General features: G+C 52.8%; 21 protein-coding genes. 6 read left to right on the top strand and 15 right to left on the bottom strand.

Annotated features, from left to right (window positions below; all coding sequences use genetic code 11):
• Positions 1-2 precede the first annotated feature (2 nt).
• From AB4K05_RS01260 to gss, 7 genes are all read right to left on the bottom strand, one after another.
• Positions 3-2,639: a fimbrial biogenesis usher protein gene (locus AB4K05_RS01260; protein WP_368478253.1), complete on the bottom strand. Its 2,637-nt coding sequence runs from the start codon at positions 2,637-2,639 to the stop codon at positions 3-5.
• A 71-nt stretch (positions 2,640-2,710) separates the two neighbouring features.
• The gene (locus AB4K05_RS01255; RefSeq protein WP_368478252.1) at positions 2,711-3,415 is read right to left on the bottom strand and encodes a fimbria/pilus periplasmic chaperone; all 705 of its coding nucleotides are present in this window, start codon (positions 3,413-3,415) and stop codon (positions 2,711-2,713) included.
• A gap of 56 nt (positions 3,416-3,471) precedes the next feature.
• Positions 3,472-4,011 (bottom strand): fimbrial protein, encoded by a 540-nt coding sequence (locus AB4K05_RS01250; RefSeq protein ID WP_368478626.1) that lies wholly within the window; start codon positions 4,009-4,011, stop codon positions 3,472-3,474.
• A 68-nt stretch (positions 4,012-4,079) separates the two neighbouring features.
• Positions 4,080-4,631: a type 1 fimbrial major subunit FimA gene (fimA, locus tag AB4K05_RS01245; protein WP_368478251.1), complete on the bottom strand. Its 552-nt coding sequence runs from the start codon at positions 4,629-4,631 to the stop codon at positions 4,080-4,082.
• A gap of 1,348 nt (positions 4,632-5,979) precedes the next feature.
• Positions 5,980-8,268: an FdhF/YdeP family oxidoreductase gene (locus AB4K05_RS01240; protein WP_368478250.1), complete on the bottom strand. Its 2,289-nt coding sequence runs from the start codon at positions 8,266-8,268 to the stop codon at positions 5,980-5,982.
• Between the two features lie 440 nt (positions 8,269-8,708).
• Positions 8,709-9,890 carry a PLP-dependent aminotransferase family protein gene (locus AB4K05_RS01235; protein ID WP_368478249.1) on the bottom strand — a complete coding sequence of 394 codons (1,182 nt, stop codon included), beginning with the start codon at positions 9,888-9,890 and terminating at the stop codon, positions 8,709-8,711.
• A 180-nt stretch (positions 9,891-10,070) separates the two neighbouring features.
• Positions 10,071-11,936 (bottom strand): bifunctional glutathionylspermidine amidase/synthase, encoded by a 1,866-nt coding sequence (gene gss, locus AB4K05_RS01230; RefSeq protein ID WP_368478248.1) that lies wholly within the window; start codon positions 11,934-11,936, stop codon positions 10,071-10,073.
• A 298-nt stretch (positions 11,937-12,234) separates the two neighbouring features.
• Here gss and yghU point away from each other — a divergent pair, with 298 nt between their 5' ends.
• Complete coding sequence (gene yghU, locus AB4K05_RS01225; RefSeq protein ID WP_368478247.1) at positions 12,235-13,101, top strand: glutathione-dependent disulfide-bond oxidoreductase; 867 nt, start codon at positions 12,235-12,237, stop codon at positions 13,099-13,101.
• Positions 13,102-13,132: 31 nt separating this feature from the next.
• Here yghU and AB4K05_RS01220 read toward each other — a convergent pair whose 3' ends face one another.
• Positions 13,133-13,423 (bottom strand): DUF2623 family protein, encoded by a 291-nt coding sequence (locus AB4K05_RS01220; RefSeq protein WP_368478246.1) that lies wholly within the window; start codon positions 13,421-13,423, stop codon positions 13,133-13,135.
• Positions 13,424-13,611: 188 nt separating this feature from the next.
• Here AB4K05_RS01220 and AB4K05_RS01215 point away from each other — a divergent pair, with 188 nt between their 5' ends.
• A complete protein-coding gene (locus AB4K05_RS01215; protein ID WP_368478245.1) occupies positions 13,612-14,652 on the top strand; it encodes an aldo/keto reductase in 1,041 nt (346 codons plus the stop codon).
• A 136-nt stretch (positions 14,653-14,788) separates the two neighbouring features.
• On the opposite strand, the gene AB4K05_RS01210 is transcribed toward AB4K05_RS01215, so the two are convergent.
• Together AB4K05_RS01210 and AB4K05_RS01205 are read right to left on the bottom strand one after the other, a co-directional pair.
• Entirely contained in the window at positions 14,789-15,286 is a 498-nt protein-coding gene (locus AB4K05_RS01210) for a TIGR00645 family protein (protein WP_368478244.1), read from the bottom strand.
• Between the two features lie 71 nt (positions 15,287-15,357).
• Positions 15,358-15,867 (bottom strand): ESA_00282 family adhesion-associated protein, encoded by a 510-nt coding sequence (locus tag AB4K05_RS01205; protein ID WP_368478243.1) that lies wholly within the window; start codon positions 15,865-15,867, stop codon positions 15,358-15,360.
• A 103-nt stretch (positions 15,868-15,970) separates the two neighbouring features.
• On the opposite strand from AB4K05_RS01205, the gene AB4K05_RS01200 reads away from it, so the two are divergent.
• Both AB4K05_RS01200 and AB4K05_RS01195 read left to right on the top strand, forming a co-directional pair.
• Entirely contained in the window at positions 15,971-16,366 is a 396-nt protein-coding gene (locus AB4K05_RS01200; protein WP_368478242.1) for a hypothetical protein, read from the top strand.
• A gap of 1 nt (position 16,367) precedes the next feature.
• Positions 16,368-16,811: a cytoplasmic protein gene (locus AB4K05_RS01195; RefSeq protein ID WP_368478241.1), complete on the top strand. Its 444-nt coding sequence runs from the start codon at positions 16,368-16,370 to the stop codon at positions 16,809-16,811.
• Here the strand turns inward: AB4K05_RS01195 and AB4K05_RS01190 are convergent.
• The 5 genes from AB4K05_RS01190 to exbB all read right to left on the bottom strand — a co-directional run bounded on the left by AB4K05_RS01190 (position 16,784) and on the right by exbB (position 22,754).
• Positions 16,784-18,316 (bottom strand): glycoside hydrolase 43 family protein, encoded by a 1,533-nt coding sequence (locus AB4K05_RS01190; RefSeq protein ID WP_368478625.1) that lies wholly within the window; start codon positions 18,314-18,316, stop codon positions 16,784-16,786. The genes AB4K05_RS01195 and AB4K05_RS01190 overlap by 28 nt on opposite strands.
• A 10-nt stretch (positions 18,317-18,326) precedes the next feature.
• Positions 18,327-19,754: a glycoside-pentoside-hexuronide (GPH):cation symporter gene (locus AB4K05_RS01185; protein WP_368478240.1), complete on the bottom strand. Its 1,428-nt coding sequence runs from the start codon at positions 19,752-19,754 to the stop codon at positions 18,327-18,329.
• A 153-nt stretch (positions 19,755-19,907) separates the two neighbouring features.
• Complete coding sequence (locus tag AB4K05_RS01180; protein WP_368478239.1) at positions 19,908-21,359, bottom strand: methyl-accepting chemotaxis protein; 1,452 nt, start codon at positions 21,357-21,359, stop codon at positions 19,908-19,910.
• 231 nt (positions 21,360-21,590) lie between these two features.
• On the bottom strand, positions 21,591-22,016 hold the full coding sequence (exbD, locus tag AB4K05_RS01175; RefSeq protein ID WP_368478238.1) for a TonB system transport protein ExbD: 426 nt from the start codon (positions 22,014-22,016) through the stop codon (positions 21,591-21,593).
• Between the two features lie 6 nt (positions 22,017-22,022).
• Positions 22,023-22,754 carry a tol-pal system-associated acyl-CoA thioesterase gene (exbB, locus tag AB4K05_RS01170; RefSeq protein WP_368478237.1) on the bottom strand — a complete coding sequence of 244 codons (732 nt, stop codon included), beginning with the start codon at positions 22,752-22,754 and terminating at the stop codon, positions 22,023-22,025.
• A 251-nt stretch (positions 22,755-23,005) separates the two neighbouring features.
• Between exbB and metC the strand changes: the two genes are divergently transcribed.
• Together metC and yghB are read left to right on the top strand one after the other, a co-directional pair.
• Positions 23,006-24,193 (top strand): cystathionine beta-lyase, encoded by a 1,188-nt coding sequence (gene metC / locus AB4K05_RS01165; protein WP_368478236.1) that lies wholly within the window; start codon positions 23,006-23,008, stop codon positions 24,191-24,193.
• Between the two features lie 161 nt (positions 24,194-24,354).
• Entirely contained in the window at positions 24,355-25,014 is a 660-nt protein-coding gene (gene yghB / locus AB4K05_RS01160) for a DedA family general envelope maintenance protein YghB (protein ID WP_368478235.1), read from the top strand.
• Positions 25,015-25,018: the final 4 nt, after the last annotated feature.

The following is a 25,018-nucleotide window of genomic DNA, read 5'->3' as shown; positions in this document are numbered from 1 at the left end:
CCTTAGTGACACACTGCTGAAAGCAGGGTTAGCAGCTGTTGCTGGCTTTCGGCTGGCACACGGTAGTCCGCCGTACAGCTGGCCGACTCACCTTCCCCCCATTTCACCCGCACTTTGCCCGCAGGAGGCATGCCGCTTAAATAGACCTGGCCGTTATCGGCAACGATGCTGCTGTTTTGGTTATTGTCGGCGGTGACCATCGCGCCAAATGGCACCGGTTTGCCATTACGGGTTAGCGTCATCAGCAGTTTCATCCCGACATGCGCTTTGAAATCCGCGCGCACAATCGCCCCATGGGTCGGCACGACGGTGACCACGGCATCGTCGAGATCGACGTTGTCGGCAAGGGAGTTGGTATTTAGCGCCACGCGGTTTTCCCGGTATTCAGTGGCATACGGCAGCACGGCATAGCCGCGCCAATCGGTATGCACCCCGGTTTGGTTTTCAACTTTCGTCCCTTCGGCACCCGGCGCTTTAATCAGCACAACGGTGTCATTGAGCGGCTGACTTAACGTCACACCATTAGCATGAGCCAGCACGCCGCCGCTCATCCCGTAGTAGAGCTGCTTAATGCCGTCGCTGTGGCTATAGCCGACGTTGGCATTGCCGTAGCCACCACGATAGTTCAGCGCCGCATAACCCGAACCACCGCTGTTGCCCTCACCGCCACCCGAGTACCCGGTCTGGACGCTGTAGCTCAGGTTGTTGTCTTCCAGTAATGTGCCGTACAGACCCGCTAGATTTGTCATCCGGCCTTTTAGATCATTAGACATGCTGTAGCTGGCGCTAGCTTGTCGCCAGACGGAAGGATTGTCGGATCGCATCCAGTGGCTGAACGGGATATTCACGTTGACCGCCAACATCTGGTCACGGCCATCCTGCCAAGCGCTTCGGGTCAGGCTGTAGTTAAACGTCCAGTTGATATCATCGACGGCGGTATTCAGCCCAATCTGTAGCTGCTCATCGGCATTGCTGCTGCCCCAATAGGTCTGGTGGCTGCCGCTAAGATAGAGCGTCGCGGTTCGCCCGAGCTGCTGTGTAATACTCATCTGCACCTTGCCACGTTTGCTATAGGCGAGGTTGTAGTAGTCAGTGAATTTCGGCTCCACGCGGACCACCCCATCCTGCGTTTCAACGTTATAGCCGCTCATCCGCCGGTAAGCGGTATCGGCAAAACTGAAATAGCCGCGCGTGGAGTATCGATACCCCACTAATTGGATGTTGGTGCCAAGCTCGCTTAGCGATTTGTTATACAGAAAGCGTACCGACTGCCCCTGATGCTTGCTGTCATCGGGCAGCGTCGCGTTGGCTTGGGTGACATCCATCGACAACGCCCCCCAGTCACCCATGTTTTTCCCCAGCCCCATATTGAACGCGCGATAGCGATCCGCCAGCTGAGTACCACCGTACAAAGTCCATCCCGCCGGAAGCCCATGCAGCAAAGTGCTTTGAAAGAAAGAAGGCTCCTCTTGCAGATCGTTGCCGCTACGATATTCGCCAGCGGTTATGGCATAGCGAGTGCGGCCTTCGCGCTGCAATACCGGCACCGAGGAATAAGGGACGTTGAAATTCTGGCTACTGCCGTCAGCTTCCTTGATAGAAACCTGTAAGTCGCCCCCGTTGCCTGCGGCATAGAGATCGTTAATGGTGAAGGGACCAGGCGGAACCGTACTGTGATAGATCTCGTAGCCGTTTTGTTTCACCGATACCTGCGCCGTACCGCGCGCAATGCCGTGAATGACCGGGGCAAACCCTTTCTGACTATCCGGCAGCATATTGTCATCAGAGGCCAACTGCGCGCCGCGGAAGTTAATACCGTCAAAAATATCGCCGTTGGTATAGCTATCCCCTAATGTGAGTCGCGAGCGTAGCGGCGTGATGTCACGCTCAAGCCAGGTGTTGACGTGCTGCCACTTGTTTTCATTGCTCGAGGAACTGCCGCCACTGGTGTAACTCCAGGTTGAGTTATCACGCAGACGCCAAGCGCCGAGATTCAATCCGCTTTGCAAATTCAGGTAGGCATATTGGCTGCTGCCGCCGACGTCATTCTCGACATTGTTGCCGGTGAAGTTGTAGTTAAGCAGTCCAGCGTTGATGCCGCTATCCCACATTTCAGGAGGTATATAGCCACGCGCTTGGTTTCCCATAAAGGCTTGAGGAATCGTCAGATACAGCCTCTGCTGGCCAACATCCAAACTCAGAGTGGAATCCTTAATCATCTGCGTTATCGGTACGCAGGCCTCAACGTCCAGAGCATTAATTTCACTCACGGCTGCCGCGTTAAGCCCCATGCTGACAAGCTGCCCGCGCGTCAGACACGGCATCAACCCATGACCATTTTCACCCGCGCTGAAAGTCACATCGCGAGTCGTCATGTAGCCGTTATTCAAGTAGATATCGACGCGATAAGTCCCCGGAGGCAGCTCCTGCCCTTTTTCAAAACTGGACAGATCGGCAACCGCCGCCGGATCGTCGCCCAGAAAGCGCGGGTTAAAGTAGAGCTCGGCCAGCGCCGGAAAGGTTGATACCGCCAATAAAAAAACGAGGGCGCTCTGTGCCGCTACGCCAGCCGAACGTGGAACAAAGCGCCGTAAGCGCCGGGACTCCAACGGGTCGAGTCCAAATTTTAGATATGACATAGTCCCTCCGGCTCGAAAACGCCCGGCTGTCAGTGCTTATTTTATGCGTGGGGAATGCGAGGTTCCCTTCGTTATTGCACGATGCCTTTCATACGAGGGGTAAGCGCGCCATAGTCATTGATGGTCTTATAAGTAATCTCGCTACCCGCATCGGCTGGCAATTTCACCTGGGCTTCGCCCATCGGTGGAACCAGAGCATTTTCCAGCACTCGTGTGCCAGCATTAAGTTCGGTCACCGTCAGGTAATAGGGAGTTGGGTTGACCAGCGTGAGCGTGCCGGCGCTGCGACGAAACGTCAGTTTTTCAGCGGCCTGATCCGACGACAGCGCCAGTTTGGCTGGGCGGTAATACAGCTTGATACGGCTGATAATGGCTAATTGCAGGGTGTTATCACCGAGCTTTGATTTATCCATCGACGGGATTGCTTTGACGTTCATCCAGAACAGACTTTCCCGATCCTGTGGCAGCTGATTATTGGTGGCATCCAAAATACGTAAAGTGTTCTCTTTTTTCCCCTGCATAGCGAAAAGCGGCGGCGTCACCACAAAGCGCCCATCTTTAACACCATCAGCATTTTCAACCCATGACTGGATAAGATAGGTGCTGTTGTCATCGTTATTGGTCACCGCCAAAGGAACCTGCTTTTGCCCAGCGGGATAAATCACGCGGGTTGCGCCCAGCGCAACGCCAGCTTCGGCACGTGGAGTCATTCCGATGGCGGCAATCATCATGACCCCAGCCAGCAAACTGCGCGCCATTGCCCATGTTGTATTCATGTTTACCCTTGTTGTACTCACCGTTATTTCCTGTCTTCGGTTTGAATGCTGATGTGTTACTGGTAGGTCAACGAAAACCAAGCCTGCGCGTTGGCAGTGCCACCGGTGACCTGACGCTCCGTGGAGCGATATTTCGCCACAAAGTGCAGCGTGGTGGGGCCGTCATAAATCTTCGCCCAACTGATGGGATCACCGTTTAACGGGATCTGGCTGCCGTCGCTATCAAACAGAGCGACACCGATACCGGTGGCGATCCCCGCCCCTTCTCCTACCGAGAGCACGTCGGGGTCTTTGCCATCGGCTGCGCCGTGAAAACTCACGCCAACGTGTTGGCTAACCGCCGTGCTGCAATCCAACAGATGGATGTCAAAAGGGACTGGGCTGGCGTCTTCCCCTGCCGCGTGAAATCGCTGGCTACTGATTTGCCCCATATTCACCGTCATCAGGCGATCGCCCGCATCAACGCTGCAGGCCTCAGCAATAATCTCGCCCTGAAAACGCATTCCGCCGCCGGGCACCGTTACGTTCCAGCGATTGCCCGCCAGCGCAGCCGTTGGCAGCAGCAGCAATATCAGCCCCAGCTTTACCTTTTGCATTGTTGTCATCTCCGTTCCATCGCGGATAACGAGCCGTCCTGGCTCACAGGGCTTCCATGCCAAAGGTATTACTCGTATTGCACTTTGAAGGTCGCGTCGGCGTTAGCGGTACCCGCTGTTGCTGCGCCTGTAGCAAAGTAGCGCGCCTGGAACGGAATGACGTTAGTGCCATCGTTCAAGGTTGTCGCGGCGCTAAAGGTTGCGCCGTCCAGTGCCAGAGGGGTGCCTTTGTTATCGAGGATCTGTACACCAACGTTGGTTGCGCTGCCCGCGGCAGAACCCTGCAGAGCCAGAACGGTATTGTTGGTGGTGTCCACAGCGTTACCGGAGAACGCCACGGATGCTTTAGTCGACACGCTGGTGTCACAATCATCCAACTGAATGTTGAAACCAACAGACGAGCTAGTGCTACCCGCCGTGGCCAGTTTTGCCGAGCGAACCTGGCCCATCTGTACGGTTTGATCGACAGAACCCGCATCAACCGCACAGGCTGCGTTCACCACTTCACCTTTAAAATGCACCGTACCGCCGTTAACCGTGGTGGTATCCGCCGCCAATGCCGCCGTCGAAGCCAAAGACAGAGCAGAGAAAACCACTAATGCGGCTTTATTAATTCCCATGAAACTAACTCCTTATTAATTGAGAATGTCATTCTCATCTTGTTAAAAGCAATGCTGGCCCCTGACGCCAGATAAATTATCTGCCGTACACGAGTCGTTAATGCCAAGGCCAACGCGCCGCAATAGCAATTAGATCTCGCTATCAGCCAGTAGAATCACCATCTCCGGTTTAACTTGGAGATATCTAGATAAAATGACATTGTGGCTGCGTTATTTCCCCGAAGACCAAACATCTTTTTCGTTTTTTGCCTTAGATAATAGATATGCTTCTCATTGAATCCCGCCATTTCATTTATTTGTGATACGGAATATCCTTCACAGAAATAACGAAAGACAATAAGCTCCCGCTCAGAGAATTCTCTCTGATTGAAAATAGATTCACTTGCCTCATAGAGGCATGAGTACAGCTCCGTAAAGCCTATCTTCTCTGGGATGAGCCATGGGAATGGCCCCTGAAAAACATATCCAGAAGAAACATCCATCTTGTATAACAGTATGATCCGGCAGTGAGAATTAGGCGAAGCTAACAAACTCAATACACGGTGCCTTTCTACAACGTCAGAAATATAAAGTACAATCACATCGCTTGCCGATGTTCGCAAGTAACACTGCGACTGTAATTGCCAGGAGTGGATTATTGAAACGTTACCATCCTGGATAACTTCATCATCTTGTAACGCTAAAAGGAAAAAGCTGTTATCCGAGATAATACATTGCCTCATATATTACCCCAACATCCTGGTCAGATTTTATTTAGCACCACATTCCATAATGCTAAAACCCTATCACCGAAACGCCCGAGGATTATATACACAGCTTCAATAAATCGTCAAAATCGATCAATTATACACTACTGATAGTTATCATCTATTAATTTAATGGATATAGATCGCCTTGATCGATCAATTATTTATTAAAAACAGGTAGATCAAGCAAATAGACAATTTAATTTTAGGATTTTTCCAATAATAGAAATTTACTAGCATTACTAAATTCCGCTGAAAATTTGTAATGTTATGTAAAGATTATGCTCAGACTCATAATTTAACTTAATTGTTACACATTGGTTAATTGATTTAAATCAATTAACGTGGTTCTACGTAAAATATACAAATTGATCTCAATGGTAATGACGGCAATAAACTAGCCATTCAGAGGTAATAATTTGGTCGAACGGATGCGCCATTGGGGGTATAAATAACGCCCAACGGCAATGTTGTCAGCCAAGGCGGGGATGAGAAAGGGAAAGCGGGCCATGCCCTATGCGTGGAAGCAGAGAAAACTGTTAACAATCATTCTGCGAGCCCATTCACTTTTAACATGGCCACGCAGAATGATGCATTGTGATTTACGCTTTGCTGATGATAACCGGGACGCTCTTATAGGCTGGGGTCAGGCTTTGCACATCCACCGCATCCAGCGACAGCAATACGTTAGCCTCCGGCAGATAGGCGCCAATTGATCCGGCAGCCATGCTGTAAACCACGACCGTCAGTCCGTACATGGCGCGCTTAGCGTCGGGTTGACCATTGCCATCCAGCGCCTGAAGATGAACGACGTCCCCTTCAACCAAACCGCGCGCATCGGTTTCGGTCTTGCTTAAGAACACCACGTCACGACGCCCAGTTACGCCGCGATAGCGATCGTTCATGCCATAGATCGTCGTGTTGTACTGATCGTGGCTACGCAGCGTCGCCAGCACCAGCGCATCGGCAGGATGCTTGTCGCGTTCAACGGCACGTTGGCCGCTGACCACAAAGTTGGCCTTACCGGTTGCGGTGTGCCATTCGCGCCGTGAAGCCGGTGTATCCATGCGAAAACCGCCGGGCTTATCAATGCGCGCATTGTAATGGGCAAACGCTGGGATCACCTCGGCAATTGCGTCACGAATTAAATCATAGTTACCGGACATTGCCTCCCACTCGATAGGCGAGTGCGGCAAGGTGGCTCGCGCCATGGCAGCGACAATCTGTGGCTCAGATTTCAGCCACGGCGAGGCCGGTTTTAGCGCCCCGCAGGAGGCATGAACCATCGACATCGCGTCTTCAACGGTGACGGACTGGATCCCCGTCACCTGGATGTCGCGTTCAGTTCGACCCAGCGCTGGCAGGATATAGTTGTGCTTTGCCAGCAGCAGGTGCGAACGGTTGAGCTTGGTGGCGACATGGACCTGCAGATCAAGCTTTCTCATCGCCTCGAAGGTACGCTGTGGCTGCGGCATCGCAACCGCGAGGTTGCCACCCATACAGATAAGCGCTTGCGATTCGCCCCTTTCAATAGCGCGAATGCTCTCGACGCTTGAACGGCCATGTTTGCGCGACACTCGAATATTAAAATGCGCTTCCAAGCGCTGGAGAAACGCTTCCGGCGCGGCTTCATTAATCCCCACAGAACGGTCGCCCTGCACATTAGAATGGCCGCGCAGAGGACAAATACCGGCTCCGCGTTTTCCGATATTGCCTTTGAGCAACAACAGATTAATCAGCTGCTGAACGTTGTCAGTGCCGTTTTTGTGTTGGGTGATCCCCAGACCGTAGCAAACGATCGTCGCATTCGATTTATCATAGCGGTACGCCAGATCTTCCATCTGGCTGCGCGTAAGCCCCGAATCCTGCTCCAGATCAGCCCAGCGGCACTGATGCAGCGAGTCATACAACGCCGGGAAGCCCTGAGTATGATCGGCCAAAAACGCGCGATCGAGACAAGGCTCCTGGCCCAGCAGCATTCTTGCTTCATCCATCTCGATCAACGCTTTCATTATCCCTTTGAGCAGCGCGCTGTCACCGCCAATTTTGACCTGGTAGTAATCGTTGCTGAGAACGGTGGATTGGCCTTTAAGCATGTCGGTTGGGCTTTGCGGGAAGCTAAATCGCTCAAGCCCACGCTCGGCCAGCGGGTTGATGGAAATAATACGTGCGCCGCGCTGCGCCACTTCCCGGAGCGTGGTCAGCATACGCGGGTGATTAGTTCCTGGATTATGACCGATACAAATCACCAGATCGCAATGCGCGAAATCATCTAGCTCGACGGTCCCTTTCCCCATCCCGATAGATTGAGTCAATCCGACGCTGGTTGGCCCGTGGCACATGTTGGAACAGTCAGGGAAGTTATTGCTGCCGTATTCCCGGGCGAACAGTTGATAGAGAAAGGCCGCTTCGTTGGAGGTACGTCCGGAGGTATAAAATTCTACCCGTTCCGGAGAATCATAACTGCGCAGACGCGCGCCGATTTCCGCAAAAGCCACCCGCCACTCCACCGCCTGCCAGCGGTCAGTGACGCTGTCATACTTCATCGGATGCGTCAGACGGCCAATATTCTCCAGCTCGAAATCACTGTATTTCCAAAGCTCCGCGACCGAATGCTGACGAAAAAATTCCGGCGACGCCTTCTTACTGGTGGTCTCCCAGGAAACCGCCTTGACGCCGTTTTCGCATAACTCCATCGATGAACGATGCTCAGGGTCAGGCCACGCGCAGCCTGGACAGTCAAAACCTTTGACTTGGTTCATCCTGAACATGGCGATAATATCGCGCGCAACGGCCTTTTGTGAAAACACCGACGCAGTAACGGCTTTTACCGCGCCCCATCCACCCGCAGGCCCTTGATAGCCGTTTATCCCCTGAACACCATTATTCATTATTGCCGCTTATTCTGTAGGCTGTTTCAATAACGAATACGGTAGCAATTTCCCTGTGATAATGATTTCCCCTTCACGAGGTACAGCGCGTCTACACTCAACGGGTTAGGCCATTGCGCTCTGCAGGTGGCATATCGTTTGCGGAAAGTAGCATGCACCACAAAAAAAATGGGGTTGATCTGATACGCACAAACTTTTATGTTCATCGCTGTTTTTTTTACTGGGCCCTACGATGTCGACGATGAATAAAGCGAAGACGTTAATGAGCCGCAGAATAAAAAGAAGAATCAGCTGAGGAATTTCTTATGTGGTTATTTATTGGCGCCACCGCTGTCGCCATTCTGACGTCGCTGATGCTGGTCTGGCTTGACGATAAAATTGCCGAACCGGAGTAAAAAAGGATAGCGTTCCGCGCCGAGAATGGCGCGGAACATGAAGAATTACAGCGACTTCGCCAGACGTTCCACGGCAGTCATCAACCCTTCCTGCGACACGGTCGAGTAGGATAAACGCAGCGTGCGGGTATCCGGATTGTCGTTATAGAACGCTTCACCCGGTACATACACCACGCCATTCTCCAGCGTCTTATTCAACCACTGCATCGTATCGAACGGATAGCGGAAACGCGCCCACAAGAACATGCCCCCTTTTGGCCGGCTGAACTCCAGATGTTCGCCCAAGCGGCTTTCCAGCGCGTTCGCTAGCGCATCGCACTTCTTGCGGTAGTCTTCACGAATCAGCGCTATCTGGTTTTCCAGACGGTTCATGCCGAGATACTCAGTGGTGATCACCTGCGACAGCATGTTGGTATGCAGGTCAGCGGCTTGCTTGACGATAACCGTCTGCTGCGCCAGCCAGTCCGGCATCACTATCCAACCAATGCGCATTCCTGGTGCGAGGATCTTGGAGAACGTCGAGGTATAAACCACCTGATCTTCACAACCCAACTCAACGGCGTGCTGATACAGCGGACGCTGAATTTCATCCGTAAAGCTGATTTCACCGTACGGATCGTCTTCGATGATCACGAAGTCATGCTGCTTTGCCAGCTCCACCAAGCGACGGCGACGATCGTCACTCAGGGTTTTACCGCCTGGGTTACCAAACGTCGGCACCAGATACACAGCCTTTACGGTGGTAGTGGTCAGCAGCTCGGCGAGTTGTTCCACCAGCATGCCGTTGTCGTCGGTGTCGACGCTGAGAATATTGGCCTGTGCCAGCTGGAACACTTGCAGCGCCGCCAGATAGGTCGGACGCTCAACCACAATGGCATCACCCGGATCGAGTAGCGTGCGGGCCACGATATCCAGTGACTGCTGTGAGCCAGAGGTAATGTAGACATGACTTGCCTGACAGGCCACGCCGCGCGCTTGGCACAGCTCACTGACCGCTTGGCGCAACGGTGGGTAGCCTTCGGTCAGACCGTACTGGAATGCGTCGTTGAAGCGTTCGCTCATCACCTTCTGCACCGCCAGCTCTAGCCCTTCGGTATCAAAAAGCTCCGGGGCCGGAATGCCGCCACCAAGAGAAATCACGCCGGGCAATTTACTGTGTTTTAAGAGTTCGCGGACAGCGGAGGGTTTGAGTTCCCCCGCACGGACGGCGAGGCGCCTGTCGTGCATAGTATTTTCCTTTTCTGTCTTGTTGTTGTGTTTGTTGCAGGCTTTCTTTTAACGTAGACCTGATAAGCGCAGCGCCATCAGGCGCCGCAGAGCTGATTGCCGGATGGCGCTACGCTTATCCGGCCTACATAGCTGCCGGATGGCGGCGTTGCCTTATCCGGCCTACAGGGCTACTCGCCTTTATTCTTTATCTCTTACCACCACAAGCGGTTCGATATCGCTCTCTTTTTTAATCACCAGAGAGTCATCGCCACGCAGGCAGGTGCCAGCGTAGTTACCGCCAACGGTAAAGGTACATACCTGAATATATTTTCCCGCCACGTTTGGCAAGCACCAAAGTTGCTGGTAAATATTTTTCCGGTCGACAAATTTGCCGCTGGTCTTATCGAGCAGCTGATCATGACCGCTAACCAGATCGATATTGCTACCGCAGCGACCGGAAATCGGTTTGATGGCATAGCCGGTTTTCGCCAGGTGTTCGCTCACCTCAAAGTCGGTATCCAGCAGGTACGGATGATTCGGGAACAGCGACCACAGCACTGGCAGAATGGCTTTGTTGCCAGGAATAACGGTCCATAACGGCTCAAAGACCATCACTTCCGGGCGCAGCAGTACGTCAATCAGACGGACTTCATTATCCGGATGGCCGGTACGAATCGGCACCGCTGCGTACTCATCCTCGCTCACTTCGCGAACCTGTTCGATGGCGGTTTCCCACGCCCACGTTTTCCACACGCAGTTGACCAAACGCCCATCGCCATCCGTCAGCTGTCCGGCGGCATCCCAACGCAACTCGTCAAGGCCGTAGAGAATTTTGCATTCAAAGCCCGCCTGGGTCAGCGCACGCTGCATAAACTGCGCGTGATAGTTCTCCTCAAGATCTTTGTCCTGCATGATGTGCACGAATGGCCTTGCCAGACTGTGCTTCCACGCGCCCACCAGCTCGCCCAACAGATCTTCTGCCGGGTTATGGCCAGTACCGCGATAGCCGGTTTTCAGCCACTGTTCGAGGATAAGCCCGCCTTCCGTATGGCAGGAAGCGGAGTCGGCGTTGTACTCATAGACCTTGAGCCCGCGCTCATCCATGCAGAAATCCATCCGACCGGTGATCATGTCGTGGCGACGGCGTTGCCATGACAGACGTAAACGCGGCCAGAGAATTTTCGGGATATCAAACAGCGCCAGCAGGTTGTCGTCACGCATGACTTTGTCGGTGGCGTGGAGATACATCAAGTGCATCTCGTTGGTCGCCTTAATCAGCTCCTGCTCCGCGCTCTCCGTCATGGTGAAATACTGATAGGGGTCACGGTTGATGACGTGACCATTGGCGGCAACGTACGCCTTTTGCAGCGTGTCGCGTTCGTCCAACCATTCGCCATCAAACTGGCCGTGATTATCAAGACGCGCGCCGCTAAGTTTCAGAGCCTCACCGGCAATGGCCGGCTGTGGCAGACCAAAACGTGCATCGTCGGTCTGGATCATCCAGCCCAAAATAGTGGTGTCATCGAAGGTGTCATGCAGGGTGTAATGACCATTGTTGACTTCAAGAGTCAGCTCACGGGTCCACTGTTGCCCTGCGGGCAGCGGCGAGTGCAGCACGTTTTGTTCCGCAATACGGACCTTGTTGCCGAGCAGTTGGGTGATGACCGCGACGTGGCCGGTTTCATTAAATTCACCGCCCTTTTGCCAGATGAGCAACGAGCCGACGAGCGGCGGGCGACGGGAGCCGTTGGCGAAAGCCTGCAGCGGGAGAATGGCGTCGTTCACCACCTGGCGCAGATAGCGGAGCGAGAAGATTTCGTAGGCCATGCCCACGTCGGTGAAGACAAATCCGTAGGTGATAAACAAGAAGCGGCGGGCGAACTCGACGCACTGCCACTTGTGGCCCATATATTCGTTGTCGATGTAGCTGCGAAACGATGCGTCGTCAGGCATGTCACCTGGCTTTAAACTGCTGTAATTCGAAGAGTAAATGGCAACGCCTCCCGGCGCATACCCCAACAACGTGCCAAATGGGGCGTCACTATTGGTACTTCCCGTATTCATGAACCTTCCTCAAACATCCCGTGCGGTTTAAACGCCTGAACGTTGAAATTTATCCGACAAAAGTGGATTAATCATACACCCGAGTGATGGCAACGTCAGCGTTCAGGCAGCGCGGATTTTTGTCTGGGGCTGCGATACCCTAAATAATTCGAGTTGCAGGAAGGCGGCAAGCGAATGAATCCCGATGAGCTTACTTGAGTAAGTGATTCGGGTGAACGAGCGCCGCCAACGCGCCTGCAACTTGAAGTATGACGGGTATAAACTACTTCACTACATCATCAAAATAAGGCGAGCGATTATGTCAGAGAACACCTATCAGCCACCCAAAGTCTGGGAGTGGACGCAAAGCAGCGGCGGCGCATTCGCCAACATTAACCGCCCAATCTCCGGTGCAACCCATGAACAGGCGCTACCGGTCGGCAAGCATCCGCTGCAGCTCTATTCTTTGGGAACGCCAAACGGCCAGAAAGTCACCATCATGCTGGAAGAGCTGCTAGCAGCTGGCGTTAAAGAGGCGGAATACGACGCGTGGTTAATCCGCATTGGCGAAGGCGATCAGTTCTCCAGCGGCTTTGTCGAAGTGAATCCAAACTCAAAAATTCCGGCAATGAGCGACCACTCCACCGCGGCGCCAACCCGCGTGTTTGAGTCCGGCAACATTCTGCTGTATTTGGCGGAGAAATTTGGTCACTTCCTGCCAAAAGATCCGGCTGGGCGTACCGAAACGCTAAACTGGTTGTTCTGGCTACAGGGCTCTGCCCCGTTCCTTGGCGGCGGATTCGGCCACTTCTATAACTATGCGCCGGTGAAAATCGAGTACGCTATTAACCGCTTCACGATGGAAGCTAAACGTCAGCTCGACGTGCTGGATAAACAACTGGGGCGCGGTCGCTATGTTGCCGGTGAGGAGTACACCATCGCTGATATGGCTATTTGGCCGTGGTATGGCAACGTCGTGCTGGGCAACGTGTACGGCGCGGATGAATTCCTTGACGCAAAGAGCTACAAAAACGTGATGCGCTGGGCGCAGGATGTCGCCAGCCGCGAGGGGGTGAAGCGCGGTCGTATCGTCAACCGCACCAATGGCCCGTTAAACGAGCAGTTGCATGAGCGTCATGATGCCAGCGATTTTGACAACAACACTGAAGATAAACGTCAGCAGTGATCCTGTTCAGCCGGGTGCTTAGCGCCCGGTTTTACTGCCCTTCCAGCCGGTAACCCGCCATAAAATAGCGTACGGTGGTGCTGGAATCGTTCTCTTTAAAGAAGTCCATCACCATCTCTTTATCCAGCCCATAGCGGCGCGTCAAAATCCCCGCCTCCCAGGCACTCAGTTGGCGGTCGCCGGTTTTTTCAAACATACGGTGCGAAAAGCCTAGCACAAAGCCGCGTTTATAATCGGTACAAAAACCGACAACTTTCTGCGCGCTGTCTGCATAGGGAGCTTTCATCCCCGCAATAAGCCCCTTACCAAAATGGTTGTCCATCGTACACTCCCTCAATCGTTATATATAAAATTATATAGCGATATTTTGAGCGATGGCTAGCGCTATTTGCCAGCTACCCATAAAGAGGCACAAAGCGGACTTTTTCTCCCCGTGTGATCTCTCCAACGGGCAGGAAAGCAGAAACGTCGTATTGTGGAAACAGCGTTTCAAAAATGAAAGGAGATGTTATGGCCTGGCAACCAAACCCAGCCCGTTATGAAAATATGCAGTATCGCTACTGTGGCCGCAGCGGCCTACAGCTTCCCGCACTGTCACTCGGTCTATGGCACAGCTTCGGCCACATTCAGGCTCTCGACGAGCAGCGCGCCTTGCTGCGTAAAGCTTTCGACTGCGGAATAACCCACTTCGATCTCGCCAACAACTACGGCCCACCGCCGGGCAGCGCCGAAGAGAACTTTGGTCGTCTGTTGCGAGAAGATTTTGCCGGTTATCGCGACGAGTTGATTATCTCCACCAAAGCGGGCTACGACATGTGGGCTGGGCCTTACGGTTCTGGCGGTTCGCGTAAGTATCTGCTGGCCAGTCTCGACCAAAGCCTTAAGCGTATGGGGCTTGATTACGTCGATATCTTCTACTCTCACCGAGTCGATGAGAAAACGCCAATGGAAGAGACCGCGAGCGCTTTGGCACAGGCAGTGCAAAGCGGTAAAGCGCTGTACATTGGCATCTCGTCTTACTCAACGGAACGCACCCAGGCGATGGTTGAGCTGCTGCGCGAGTGGAAAATTCCGCTGCTAATTCATCAGCCTTCCTACAACCTGCTTAACCGCTGGGTTGATAAGAGCGGCCTGCTGGACACCCTTGAGCATCATGGCGTCGGCTGCATCGCCTTTACGCCTCTGGCGCAGGGTCTGTTGACCGGTAAATACCTAAACGGTATTCCAGACGGCTCACGGATGCAGACCGAAGGCAAAAAGGCGCGTGGTCTGACGGAAAATATGCTGAGCGAAAGCAATCTGCACAGCCTGCGGCTACTTCACGAGATGGCGCAGCAGCGCGGGCAGTCGATGGCGCAGATGGCGCTGAGCTGGCTGCTAAAAGATAACCGCGTGACGTCGGTGCTGATTGGCGCAAGCCGCCCTGAGCAAATTGCCGAGAACGTACAGGCGCTGGGTAATTTGCATTTCTCCGCTGAGGAACATGCGCAGATTGATAAACACGTGGCGGACGGACAGTTGAATCTGTGGCAGGCGTCGTCGGATAAGTAAGGCGCACGGAAGAAGATGCCTGATGGCGCTGCGCTTATCAGGCCTACGATATGCGATATGCGATATGCGATATGCGATATGCGACGTGATTGTAGGCCCGATAAGGCATCGCCGCCATCGGGCATCAAAGACGGACTCAGTGCTTCTTCGCGCGCGTCAGGCTATCAAGATAACCCATGACAAACGCCGAAAGCACGAAGGTCAGGTGAATAATGACGTACCACATCAGCTTATTGTCTGGGACGTTTTTAGCATCCATAAACACGCGCAGCAGGTGGATGGAGGAGATAGCCACAATCGACGCCGCCACCTTATTTTTCAGCGAAGTGGCATCCATCTTGCCCAGCCAGTTGAGCTTCTCTTTGCCCTCGTTGATATCCATCTGCGAGACGAAGTTTTCATAGCCCGAGAACATCACCATCACCAAGAGTCCGCCGACCAGCGTCATGTCCACCAGCGACAGCAGGGTCAAAATCAGGTCCGCTTCTGCCAGACTCAGAATGTTAGGCAGAATATGAAAGATCTCCTGAAAGAACTTGATTGCTAAAGCCAGCAGCGCCAGCGAAAGGCCAAAATAAACCGGGGCCAAGATCCAGCGCGATGCGTACATCAGATTTTCAAGAAAGCGTTCCACAAAATGTCCTGTTTGAAGTCAAATTCGCGCCATTATATCGCAACCCTGCAACATAATATCAACAGCAAAAATCACACATCATGGGGACGGATAAACGGTCGATGGTAGTCTGGCCAAACCAATGCAACCAGCTCAGGATAGGCTTCTTGAGCAAACTCTTGGTAACACTGCTGGAGGCTTGTCACCACCGGATCGCCCAAGGTTACCTGCTCGCCCTTCAGACAACGTCGTTTAATCTCGTCGTAATACTCGTAGACCGCGCCATTGAGATCGCGGCAACGCTCCTGCGCTTCAAATAGGCCTGGGGTTTCTTTTAATTCATCAATCGACATGCGCTTAATCGTAGACTGGAGAAAATCGATATACTCATGATTAATACGCCAATACCATGGCGGGGTAATGGTGCTCATCAATCCGGCGAAATGATTTTCACCTTCGTCTTTGCTCAGCGGTGTGGCGACAGCCGGAGTAGCCGTTTCATTATCAGTATCAGATGTTTCGTTATTTTGACCATACATAAAAAATAAAATAATGACGGTGAGCAACAGCAACATCATCACAAAATAAATAATACCGCTCATGGTTTTCTCCACTTTTTTTGATTTTAAAAGTGCTCCATGATAATGTCAACGAACCTCACTATAATAAAAATCACGCACCAGCCAATCGAATGATGACGCCTATATGATAGCTGAAACTCTTATCCCAGCCCGCTTTTGTATCTCAGCCGTAGACGCTGAGAGCACTGATGTGAAGGCGCTTCAGGCAGTCGAGCCGGAGAAGCTCTCGCTTGCCGATTGGCAGGATGAGATATTGATAAGCGGCGGTCAATCCCGTAATCCATTGCTGGAAGAGCGCGATCGTCATATTAAAGATAGATTATATCGGGTGGCTAAAATTGAAGCTTTTGCCCTTATGCTAAATAACCTGGTGGTTCAGGGGGAGATCTCTGCGCTGGAGTTAAGTCAAATTATAGAGTTAAAAACCCAAGACATTAATGAAGACGGTAATAAAATTTGGCTTAATTTAATGACCCAAGAAAGAGTTACACCGCTGTTTTATAATCTGACGGATAAGTAGTATGAAACTTGTCGATGTTACTGAGGCTAATATAACGTTAAGCCCACAGATAAGTGATGAGACGCTTCTTCAGCGGAATCTACAGGCACTGCGTGATGAAAAAAATGCCGAAGGCCGCCGGATATCCAGCCCTGCCGCCCCCATTCCGGCCACACTGGTCAAAATGAAGTGGCAAAATCGCCGTGAAATCTACGCCTATCAGGTCAAAGAGGAAATCTTTGGTTCCGCACTGTGCGAGGTGATGGCGCGTTATCCCCACCTGCGGGACAAAATTCTGGCGCACACGGAAGCCTGCTATCAGCACGTTCTCAGCCGGGAAACCGCGACCCTTGAAATCAGTCGCGGTCTGGCCGATGGTGATTTTCGAACCGCTAACGTCATCCTGAAAGTGGAAAAGGGAGACGAGAAACTTCCCGATCAGCCAATCATCTCTAGAGCAAAATGATCGAACGCGCACGACCCACGTGACGCCGTTGATGTCAGTGAAACCGCCAGCAGCCCGACTTTTGCTCCCACCCATTTCCCTTTTCCGGCGGCAAAGGACTGTGGAACAACCAACCAATCTCCCCCCGACTGACGCCAGCTAAAGCGACAAATTCCCCCGAAGGAAACATCGACTTTCATTGCACAGACGGTGGCATCCACATACGCTATCGCCTCCCGGCTCTCGCGTACTACACCCGTATCACTCATCCAGCCCGTCACCCACAAAAGACGCTGCCTCTCGCCCACGCTTTCCAGCAACAGCGTGGCATAGCGCTCACCGTAGATAATCAATCCTCCAGCATCGCCAGGCATCGCCGCATCCAGTGTCAGCAAGGTCTGGGCGGTGAATTGCCATGCTGGGAATTTCTGCGCCAACAGATTCGGTAACCAGTAGAAATTGTGTTTCTCTGGCAACTGCGGTAACGCACAGCAACGAAGATTTAGCTGCCCCTGCCCCGGTAATCGCCAAGCAGGATCCGGGTTAGCCTGCCACTGCCATTGCAAGCCAGGTTTCCCTTCGACAAAATCATCACTGGTTTGCGGCAAAGTACGCGGTGACGGCTTCAGGCTTGCCGGGCGCGGCCAGCGCATCACCGGCTGCCCTTCGCCGTTTTCTCCCAGCGGCTCACCAATACGCGGCCAGCCGTCAACCTCCCAGCGCATCGGCTGTAAATGCACAACACGCCCATACAGATGCGCATCTTGGAAATGGACAAACCAGCATTCACCATCATCAAGCTCCACCCAGCCGCCTTGATGCGGGCCGTTCACCGGCGTATTTCCTTGGAACAGAACGTTTTTCGCCACCCAAGGGCCGGTCATGCGCTTGGAACGCAGCACCGTTTCCCAGCCGGTTTCCACGCTGCCCGCCGGCGCGAAAATGTAATACCACTCACCACGCTTATAGACTTTTGGCCCTTCCAGCGTGGGCTGGTCGCAGCTCCCGTCATAGATAATGCGCCCTTCACCCAACAGTGATACCCCATCGGGCGACATAGCAAACAGCTGGAGCTGATGTTTATTCCCGCTACGACTGTGGGCGAACGCGTGTACCAACCAAGCTTCGCCGTTGTCGTCCCAGAATGGGCAAGGATCGATCCAGCCCTTTGCCGATTTCACACAGTGCGGCACACTCCATTCCCCCCAAGGATCGGCGGTGTGGCACATAAAAATACCTTCGTCTGGAGTGCTGAAAAACACCCACAATTTATTATCATGCCAACGAATCGACGGTGCCCAAACGCCTTTTCCCGGCTGATATTCATCAAACCCGGCCAGCGGTAACACATCAAAAACATGATTAATAATCTTCCAACTCACTAAGTCCGTCGAATGCAATATCGGCAAGGCTGGCATATGGTTAAAGCTGGAAGAGACCATAAAGAAATCGTCGCCCACCCGCACAATATCCGGATCGGAGTAATCAGCGCAAAGGATGGGATTCTGATAGTTATTTGATGTCATCATGCCCTCCTTAGGCTTTATGCAGAACACCGGTCACGGTTTCCGGGTCGGCGATTATCGCCGTTGAATTAGCCTGCTGGCGAGCAGACAGGTCGCGTTGAATCACCAGCATCGCCTGATCATCGAGTTTATAGAAACGCGACAGCCACCACAGCACCAGATAAGAGAGCGACGGCCCCAGTGTCAGCAGCCCCACGATGCCCATCGTTGCCATCGGCGTTTGAACTGACACACCTGCCTGATAGCCAAACAACCCCAGCGAGAAGCCCACAACCGCCCCGGCAACCGCCATTCCCATCTTCAGCGCAAACAGGTTGCCTGAATAAGACAGCCCAGTAATACGTCGACCAAACTTCCACTCACCGTAGTCTGCCGCGTTGGCCATCATGTTCCATTTAAACGGTTGATACATCTGGTGGAAGAAGCCCACAAGGAAGTACAGCGGGAACACCACCGGCAGCCAAGTTGGCGGAACGAAGAACATCACCACACCAACAACCACGAGCAGCAGGTTGATATTTTTAAACAGCGATACTGCGCGATAGCGTTTCGCCAGCCAGCCTGCGGCGATGCTGCCGATAATGGTGCCGACCACACTGGTGGAAATAAACGCCGACTTCATCGCCGTCCCAGCCACCGACTCAACGCCCCCCATCATCAGATAGGTGGCATAGTACAGCGTTGCCGCACCACGCATCACTCCGGCCATACTGGAGAAGAAGGTGATGATCGCCACGATTCGCCATTGATCGTTTGCCAGCAGCGAGCGAAGATCTTCCCGAATACTATTTTGCTGTTCAACCGCCGGTGCCACGCGCTCCTTCGTCGAGAAAAAGCAGTACACCAGCATCATAATGGCGATCGCACCCATGATCCCCATGGTGGCTTGGAAGCCGAACTGCTTATCGTCTTTCCCGAGGTAATCAACGAGGAATAACGTCGCTACGGAAACCATCAGTCCGGCAATGGAGGAAATCGTGAAGCGATAGGATTGCGCTGACAGGCGCTCTTTTTCATCGCGGGTAATCACACCACCTAGCGCACAGTAGGGAATGTTGATAAAGGTGTAACACAGCATAAGCAAGGTGTATGTCAGGTAGGCATATACCAGCTTGCCAGACTCACTAAAAGCCGGTGTGGTGAACGTCATCACCGCCAGTACAGCATAAGGAATGGCGAACCAGATAAGCCATGGACGGAAGTGGCCCCAACGGGTTTTTACCCTATCGGCGACGATGCCGGTGAGCGGGTCGGTTATCGCATCCAGCACACGGGTTACTAAAAACATTACCCCCACCGCCGCCGCGGAGAGGCCATATATATCAGTGTAAAACCAAGTCAAAAACATCGTTACCGAAGAGTAGACGATGCCGCAAGCGGCGTCGCCCATGCCATATCCCAGCTTTTCTGAAATAGACAATTTTGTGTCGTTTGCCACGTGGTAATCCCCCCTAATTGATGAGGTTTCAATGTAGGAGGTTGAAAAAAACAATCCTATTGTCTTTTTTCGTACTGGTATTACGTTTTATAGCAACTGCGGAAGATGTCACACATCTTGATGATTTATCATACACCTTCCATTTTTGTGACATTACACCAAACGGAATACCGAAATTGCCGACTGCAGTTCGCCAGTATGCTCTTGCTGCTGATGCGCCACCTGAATAGTCTGCGCCACGTGCTGTACGTTTTCCTGCACGCTGGCATCAATATGGGCGATGCTGCCTTTCATCTGCAATACGCTGGTACGCTGCTGGTCGCTCATGGATGACAGCACGTCGACGCATGCTTGTAGGCTGTCGATATTGTCGATAATCGCCGCCATCGTCTCCCCCGCGCGTTCCACCTGTTCGGCCCCTTGATGCGTGCGTTCAACCGAGGTCGCAATCAGCTGACGAATATCCCGCGCCGCCCCTTCACAGCGCAGCGCCAGCGTACGGACCTCCGCAGCAACCACGGCGAAGCCCTTACCGTGCGCTCCTGCTCGTGCAGCCTCTACTGACGCATTCAGCGATAGAATATTCGTCTGGAAGGCGATGCCGTCGATAAGCTCAAGTATTCCGTTTATTTTCAAGGACTCGTCGCGGATATGCGCCATCGACGCCATTGCTGAGCGGATATTATCGCCGCCCTGCTGGGCCACATCGCTGGCCTGTACAGCCAACAGGCGAGCCTCGCTGGCCTTCTCACTGGTGAGCGACGCCGCACCAACCAGTTGCTCCATGGCGCTGGCGGTGACCGCCAGTGAGCGCGCCTGATTGTCAGTACGTTCGGATAGCGCGGTATTGCGCTGCAGCAGCGTCTGCGAAGCTTCGAGCAGTTGTGAAACGTTGCCGCTAACCTGCTCCAGCGTATTGCGCATCGCGTCCAGCGTCAGGCTAAAGGTGCGCGCAAACGGGGAGCGGCTGGTTTTTCCGTCACGGGCCAGCGTTAAGTAGCCGGACTCGCGGTTAATCACCGCCGCCAGCTTCGCCACTTCGCTGGCCGAACGGGCATCTTGTTCCATGCGCACCGCAAGAAATACCAGAAATACGGTCTGCGCAACCACATACAGCCCATGCATAATCACCATATGCAAGCCGGTATGCATAAAGACGGTAATATTGAACAGATCGTATTCTTGCAGATAATTAAATACTAGGTGGTGAACGGCAATCACCCCAGCGCCCATAATTAATGGCCGCCAGTCGCGCCATGCCAGTAAAGCTGAGAGCAAAACAAAAACTGAAAAATGGTATTCAGTTTCTCCCTGGCCAAGCTGTATCAACAGTGCGGAATAGGCCATAAGAATAAAAGCATAGATAAGCCTAGTCACCAGCATGCCGGAAAAAAGCCATGTGATTACCGAAGCCAGCGCTGACAGCGCCGTTGCAACCAGCAGCGCCAGATGGAGGCCGCCATTCATCATACCTACGCCTAGCGATACGCCCCACATCACCCAGACCAGCACCAGTAAAAGCCGGTCGGCCCTTTTGCGGATTGAGGATAATGAAAACAAATCGCGATGCAGTTCATCGGTATCCCGCAAAGTCGTTATGGTCATAATACCCTCCGCCCGCTGCAGCTACATATATTATTGTTAGCGTTAAGAATTAAGCGTAGGAAGGTTATTTAAGACTAGCCACTACAATGCTAAAAATATATCCAGCATATTAAGTGATACTAAATGATATTTAATTTTTGATTTGAATTAGAAGAGGAATATAAGACTTAAGGGAAATATTGGTTGCCGGAGGGAATAAACGCGAATGGCGCTAAGCGCCATTCGGGATCTTTACTTTTTAGCGACGGTTTCTTCGCCGACCAGGCCAATCTTCAGATAGCCTGCCTGATGTAAGGAGTCCATCACCTTCATCATCGTTTCATAGTCGACGGTTTTGTCAGCACGGAAGAAAACGGTGGTGTCTTTCTTGCCTTCCGTCAGCGCTTCCAGCGCGGTGACCATGTTGTCTTCGGTAATAGGTTCATTGCCGAGGAACATTGATTTATCCGCTTTCACTGACAGATAGACCGGCTTTTCCGGACGCGGCTGTGGCTGACTCGACGACGCCGGCAAATTGACTTTAACATCAACTGTCGCCAGCGGCGCGGCAACCATAAAGATAATCAGCAAAACCAACATAACGTCGATAAACGGCGTTACGTTGATGTCATGCATTTCGCCGGTATCGTCCAGATTTTCATTAAGACGCATAGCCATGGGGCATTAACCTACTCGTAATTTCTGGGCGGTACGAACCGGATGAACGCCACTGGCGCTGAGATCCAGATCGCGGCTCTGCAGCAGCAGCACTTGGGCTGCAACGTCGCTGAGATTCGCTTTAAAGCCGCCGATAAGACGAGCAAAGACGTTATAGATAACCACAGCGGGGATTGCGGCAAACAGGCCAATTGCGGTCGCCAGCAGCGCTTCTGCAATACCTGGGGCCACGACTGCGAGGTTGGTGGTTTGCGTCTGGGCGATACCAATGAAGCTGTTCATGATGCCCCAAACGGTACCGAACAGGCCGACGAACGGGGAGATAGCACCGATGGTTGCCAGGAAGCCATTACCGCGCCCCATATGACGGCCAACCGCCGCGACGCGACGCTCAAGACGGAAACCGGTACGCTCTTTAATACCTTCGTTATCTTCGGAGCCCGCAGAGAGTTCCAACTCGTTCTGCGCTTCGTTGATTAACTGACTGCTCAAGCTGCGGGCATCAAATGCACTCGCCACTTCACTCGCTTGGTTCAGAGAACGTACGTCACCTAACAGCTTTTGTTCGCGCTTGAGGCGGCGCTTATGGGCGAGAAGCTCAGCGCCCTTACTAAAGAAAATAGCCCAGGTGACGACGGATGCCAAAATCAGGCCGATCATGACCACTTTCACCACGATGTCGGCATGTTGATACATACCCCAAACGGAGAGATCCGCCTGCATCAAATTATTACCCACTGTGTATCTCCAGGACATAAATCACAAAATCTGAGCACAATAATATCAAAAAAACGTCGAATTGATAGTAGTTCTCATTAGTATTTGCATATTGACCTAAATCACACTTATTTTCCTTGCGCTTACGCAGTAAAAAAGTTTTCTCCTGCCAATCCAGCAAAATTTTCTGCTGTATACGTAGGAAAGGGTACACCCTGCTAGCAATCGTGTTAGTTTAGACGTCCAGACGTATAAAAACAGGTTTAACAGACATGGCAGATAAGCACCTCGATACCGCGCTGGTTAATGCCGGACGCAGTAAAAAATACACACAAGGTTCGGTAAATAGCGTGATTCAGCGCGCCTCTTCACTGGTCTTCGAGACCGTCGCCGCCAAAAAACACGCCACCCATAACCGCGCCAACGGCGAGCTATTTTATGGTCGTCGCGGCACGCTGACCCACTTCTCTTTGCAAGAAGCGATGTGTGAACTGGAAGGCGGCGCCGGCTGTGCGCTTTTCCCATGTGGTGCGGCGGCGGTCGCCAATACCATTCTGGCGTTTGTTGAACAGGGCGACCACGTGTTGGTCACCAACACGTCCTACGAACCGACGCAGGACTTTTGCACCAAAATTCTCGGCAAGCTGGGCGTCACCACCAGCTGGTTTGACCCGCTTGTCGGCGATGGGATTGCTGCCCTCATTCAGCCCAATACCAAGGTGGTGTTTCTCGAATCACCCGGCTCCATCACCATGGAAGTCCACGATGTTCCGGCAATCGTGGCTGCCGTACGCCGCGTCGCGCCGGATGCCATCATCATGATCGACAATACTTGGGCGGCAGGCATCCTGTTTAAAGCGCTGGATTTCGGCATTGATATCTCCATTCAGGCGGGCACCAAATACCTGATTGGCCACTCTGACGCTATGGTTGGTACAGCGGTGTCGAATGAGCGCTGCTGGCCGCAGTTGCGCGAGAACGCCTACCTGATGGGCCAAATGCTCGATGCCGATACCGCCTATATGACCAGCCGTGGCCTGCGTACGCTCGGCGTGCGTTTACGCCAGCACCATGAAAGCAGCCTCAAAGTGGCCGAGTGGCTGGCACAACAACCGCAGGTCGAGCGCGTTAACCATCCCGCTCTACCGGGAAGCAAAGGGCATGAATTCTGGAAACGTGACTTTACCGGCAGCAGCGGCCTGTTCTCTTTCGTGCTGAAAAAACACCTGAGCCCCGATGAGCTGGCAAACTACCTCGATAATTTCTCGCTGTTCAGCATGGCCTATTCGTGGGGAGGCTTTGAATCACTGATTCTGGCCAACCAACCCGAGGAGTTGGCAAGCATTCGTCCGGACGGCAAAATTGATTTCAGCGGCACGTTAATTCGCGTCCATATCGGTTTAGAAGACGTTAACGATCTGATTGACGATTTAGCGGCAGGATTTTCCCGCATCGTGTAACATATCCCGAGCCCGGCATCGTCTGGTGTCGGGCGTAAACAAATGCCACGTTGTTGTCAGTAAATCAGAACAACACCACCTCATTTGTTGCGTACGCGATCAAGGTGTTCTTCATCTTTCAAGCGTACAATGTGTGAAAATGCTGTTCCACGGGAATGTTCATGGTCGTTATTCAAGAGATTGTCGCCGCACTTTGGCAGCACGATTTTGCTGCATTGGCGAATCCGCACGTCGTGGGGATCGTTTATCTGGTCATGTTTACCACATTATTTTTGGAAAATGGCCTGCTTCCCGCTTCATTTCTGCCCGGCGATAGCCTGCTGCTATTGGCGGGAGCGCTCATTGCCAAGGGCGTGATGGGCTTCGTCCCTACCCTTGTGATCCTGACAACGGCGGCCAGCCTCGGCTGCTGGCTGAGCTATATTCAAGGACGCTGGCTTGGCAATACCCGGGTGGTAAAAGGCTGGCTGTCGCAGCTGCCGGATAAATATCATCAGCGGGCAACCTGTATGTTCGACCGCCATGGCTTGCTGGCCTTACTGGCCGGGCGTTTCTTGGCGTTTGTGCGCACGCTTTTGCCCACCATGGCGGGTATTTCCGGCCTGCCAAACCGCCGTTTCCAGTTGTTTAATTGGTTAAGCGCGCTGTTGTGGGTGGGTGTTGTGACCAGCTTAGGGTATGCGTTGAGCATGATCCCATTCGTTAAGCGCCATGAAGATCAGGTCATGACCTTCCTGATGATTCTGCCAATTTTCCTACTCGTTGCTGGCCTGCTCGGCACGGTTATCGTGGTGATTAAGAAGAAGTACTGCAACGCCTAATGGC

Source organism: Kluyvera sp. STS39-E, from assembly GCF_040932435.1.
GTDB lineage: Bacteria > Pseudomonadota > Gammaproteobacteria > Enterobacterales > Enterobacteriaceae > Kluyvera.
The sequence above is the reverse complement of the archived record's forward strand: the minus strand, read 5'-3'. Positions and strand labels throughout refer to the sequence as shown.

Bases quoted from the DNA above. Each gene is read 5' to 3' on its own strand.
- AB4K05_RS01260 (WP_368478253.1), bottom strand. From the start codon at position 2,639: ATGTCATATCTAAAATTTGGACTCGACCCGTTGGAGTCCCGGCGCTTA.
- AB4K05_RS01255 (WP_368478252.1), bottom strand. From the start codon at position 3,415: ATGAATACAACATGGGCAATGGCGCGCAGTTTGCTGGCTGGGGTCATG.
- AB4K05_RS01250 (WP_368478626.1), bottom strand. From the start codon at position 4,011: ATGCAAAAGGTAAAGCTGGGGCTGATATTGCTGCTGCTGCCAACGGCT.
- fimA (WP_368478251.1), bottom strand. From the start codon at position 4,631: ATGGGAATTAATAAAGCCGCATTAGTGGTTTTCTCTGCTCTGTCTTTG.
- AB4K05_RS01240 (WP_368478250.1), bottom strand. From the start codon at position 8,268: ATGAATAATGGTGTTCAGGGGATAAACGGCTATCAAGGGCCTGCGGGT.
- AB4K05_RS01235 (WP_368478249.1), bottom strand. From the start codon at position 9,890: ATGCACGACAGGCGCCTCGCCGTCCGTGCGGGGGAACTCAAACCCTCC.
- gss (WP_368478248.1), bottom strand. From the start codon at position 11,936: ATGAATACGGGAAGTACCAATAGTGACGCCCCATTTGGCACGTTGTTG.
- yghU (WP_368478247.1), top strand. From the start codon at position 12,235: ATGTCAGAGAACACCTATCAGCCACCCAAAGTCTGGGAGTGGACGCAA.
- AB4K05_RS01220 (WP_368478246.1), bottom strand. From the start codon at position 13,423: ATGGACAACCATTTTGGTAAGGGGCTTATTGCGGGGATGAAAGCTCCC.
- AB4K05_RS01215 (WP_368478245.1), top strand. From the start codon at position 13,612: ATGGCCTGGCAACCAAACCCAGCCCGTTATGAAAATATGCAGTATCGC.
- AB4K05_RS01205 (WP_368478243.1), bottom strand. From the start codon at position 15,867: ATGAGCGGTATTATTTATTTTGTGATGATGTTGCTGTTGCTCACCGTC.
- AB4K05_RS01200 (WP_368478242.1), top strand. From the start codon at position 15,971: ATGATAGCTGAAACTCTTATCCCAGCCCGCTTTTGTATCTCAGCCGTA.
- AB4K05_RS01195 (WP_368478241.1), top strand. From the start codon at position 16,368: ATGAAACTTGTCGATGTTACTGAGGCTAATATAACGTTAAGCCCACAG.
- AB4K05_RS01190 (WP_368478625.1), bottom strand. From the start codon at position 18,316: ATGACATCAAATAACTATCAGAATCCCATCCTTTGCGCTGATTACTCC.
- AB4K05_RS01180 (WP_368478239.1), bottom strand. From the start codon at position 21,359: ATGACCATAACGACTTTGCGGGATACCGATGAACTGCATCGCGATTTG.
- exbD (WP_368478238.1), bottom strand. From the start codon at position 22,016: ATGGCTATGCGTCTTAATGAAAATCTGGACGATACCGGCGAAATGCAT.
- metC (WP_368478236.1), top strand. From the start codon at position 23,006: ATGGCAGATAAGCACCTCGATACCGCGCTGGTTAATGCCGGACGCAGT.
- yghB (WP_368478235.1), top strand. From the start codon at position 24,355: ATGGTCGTTATTCAAGAGATTGTCGCCGCACTTTGGCAGCACGATTTT.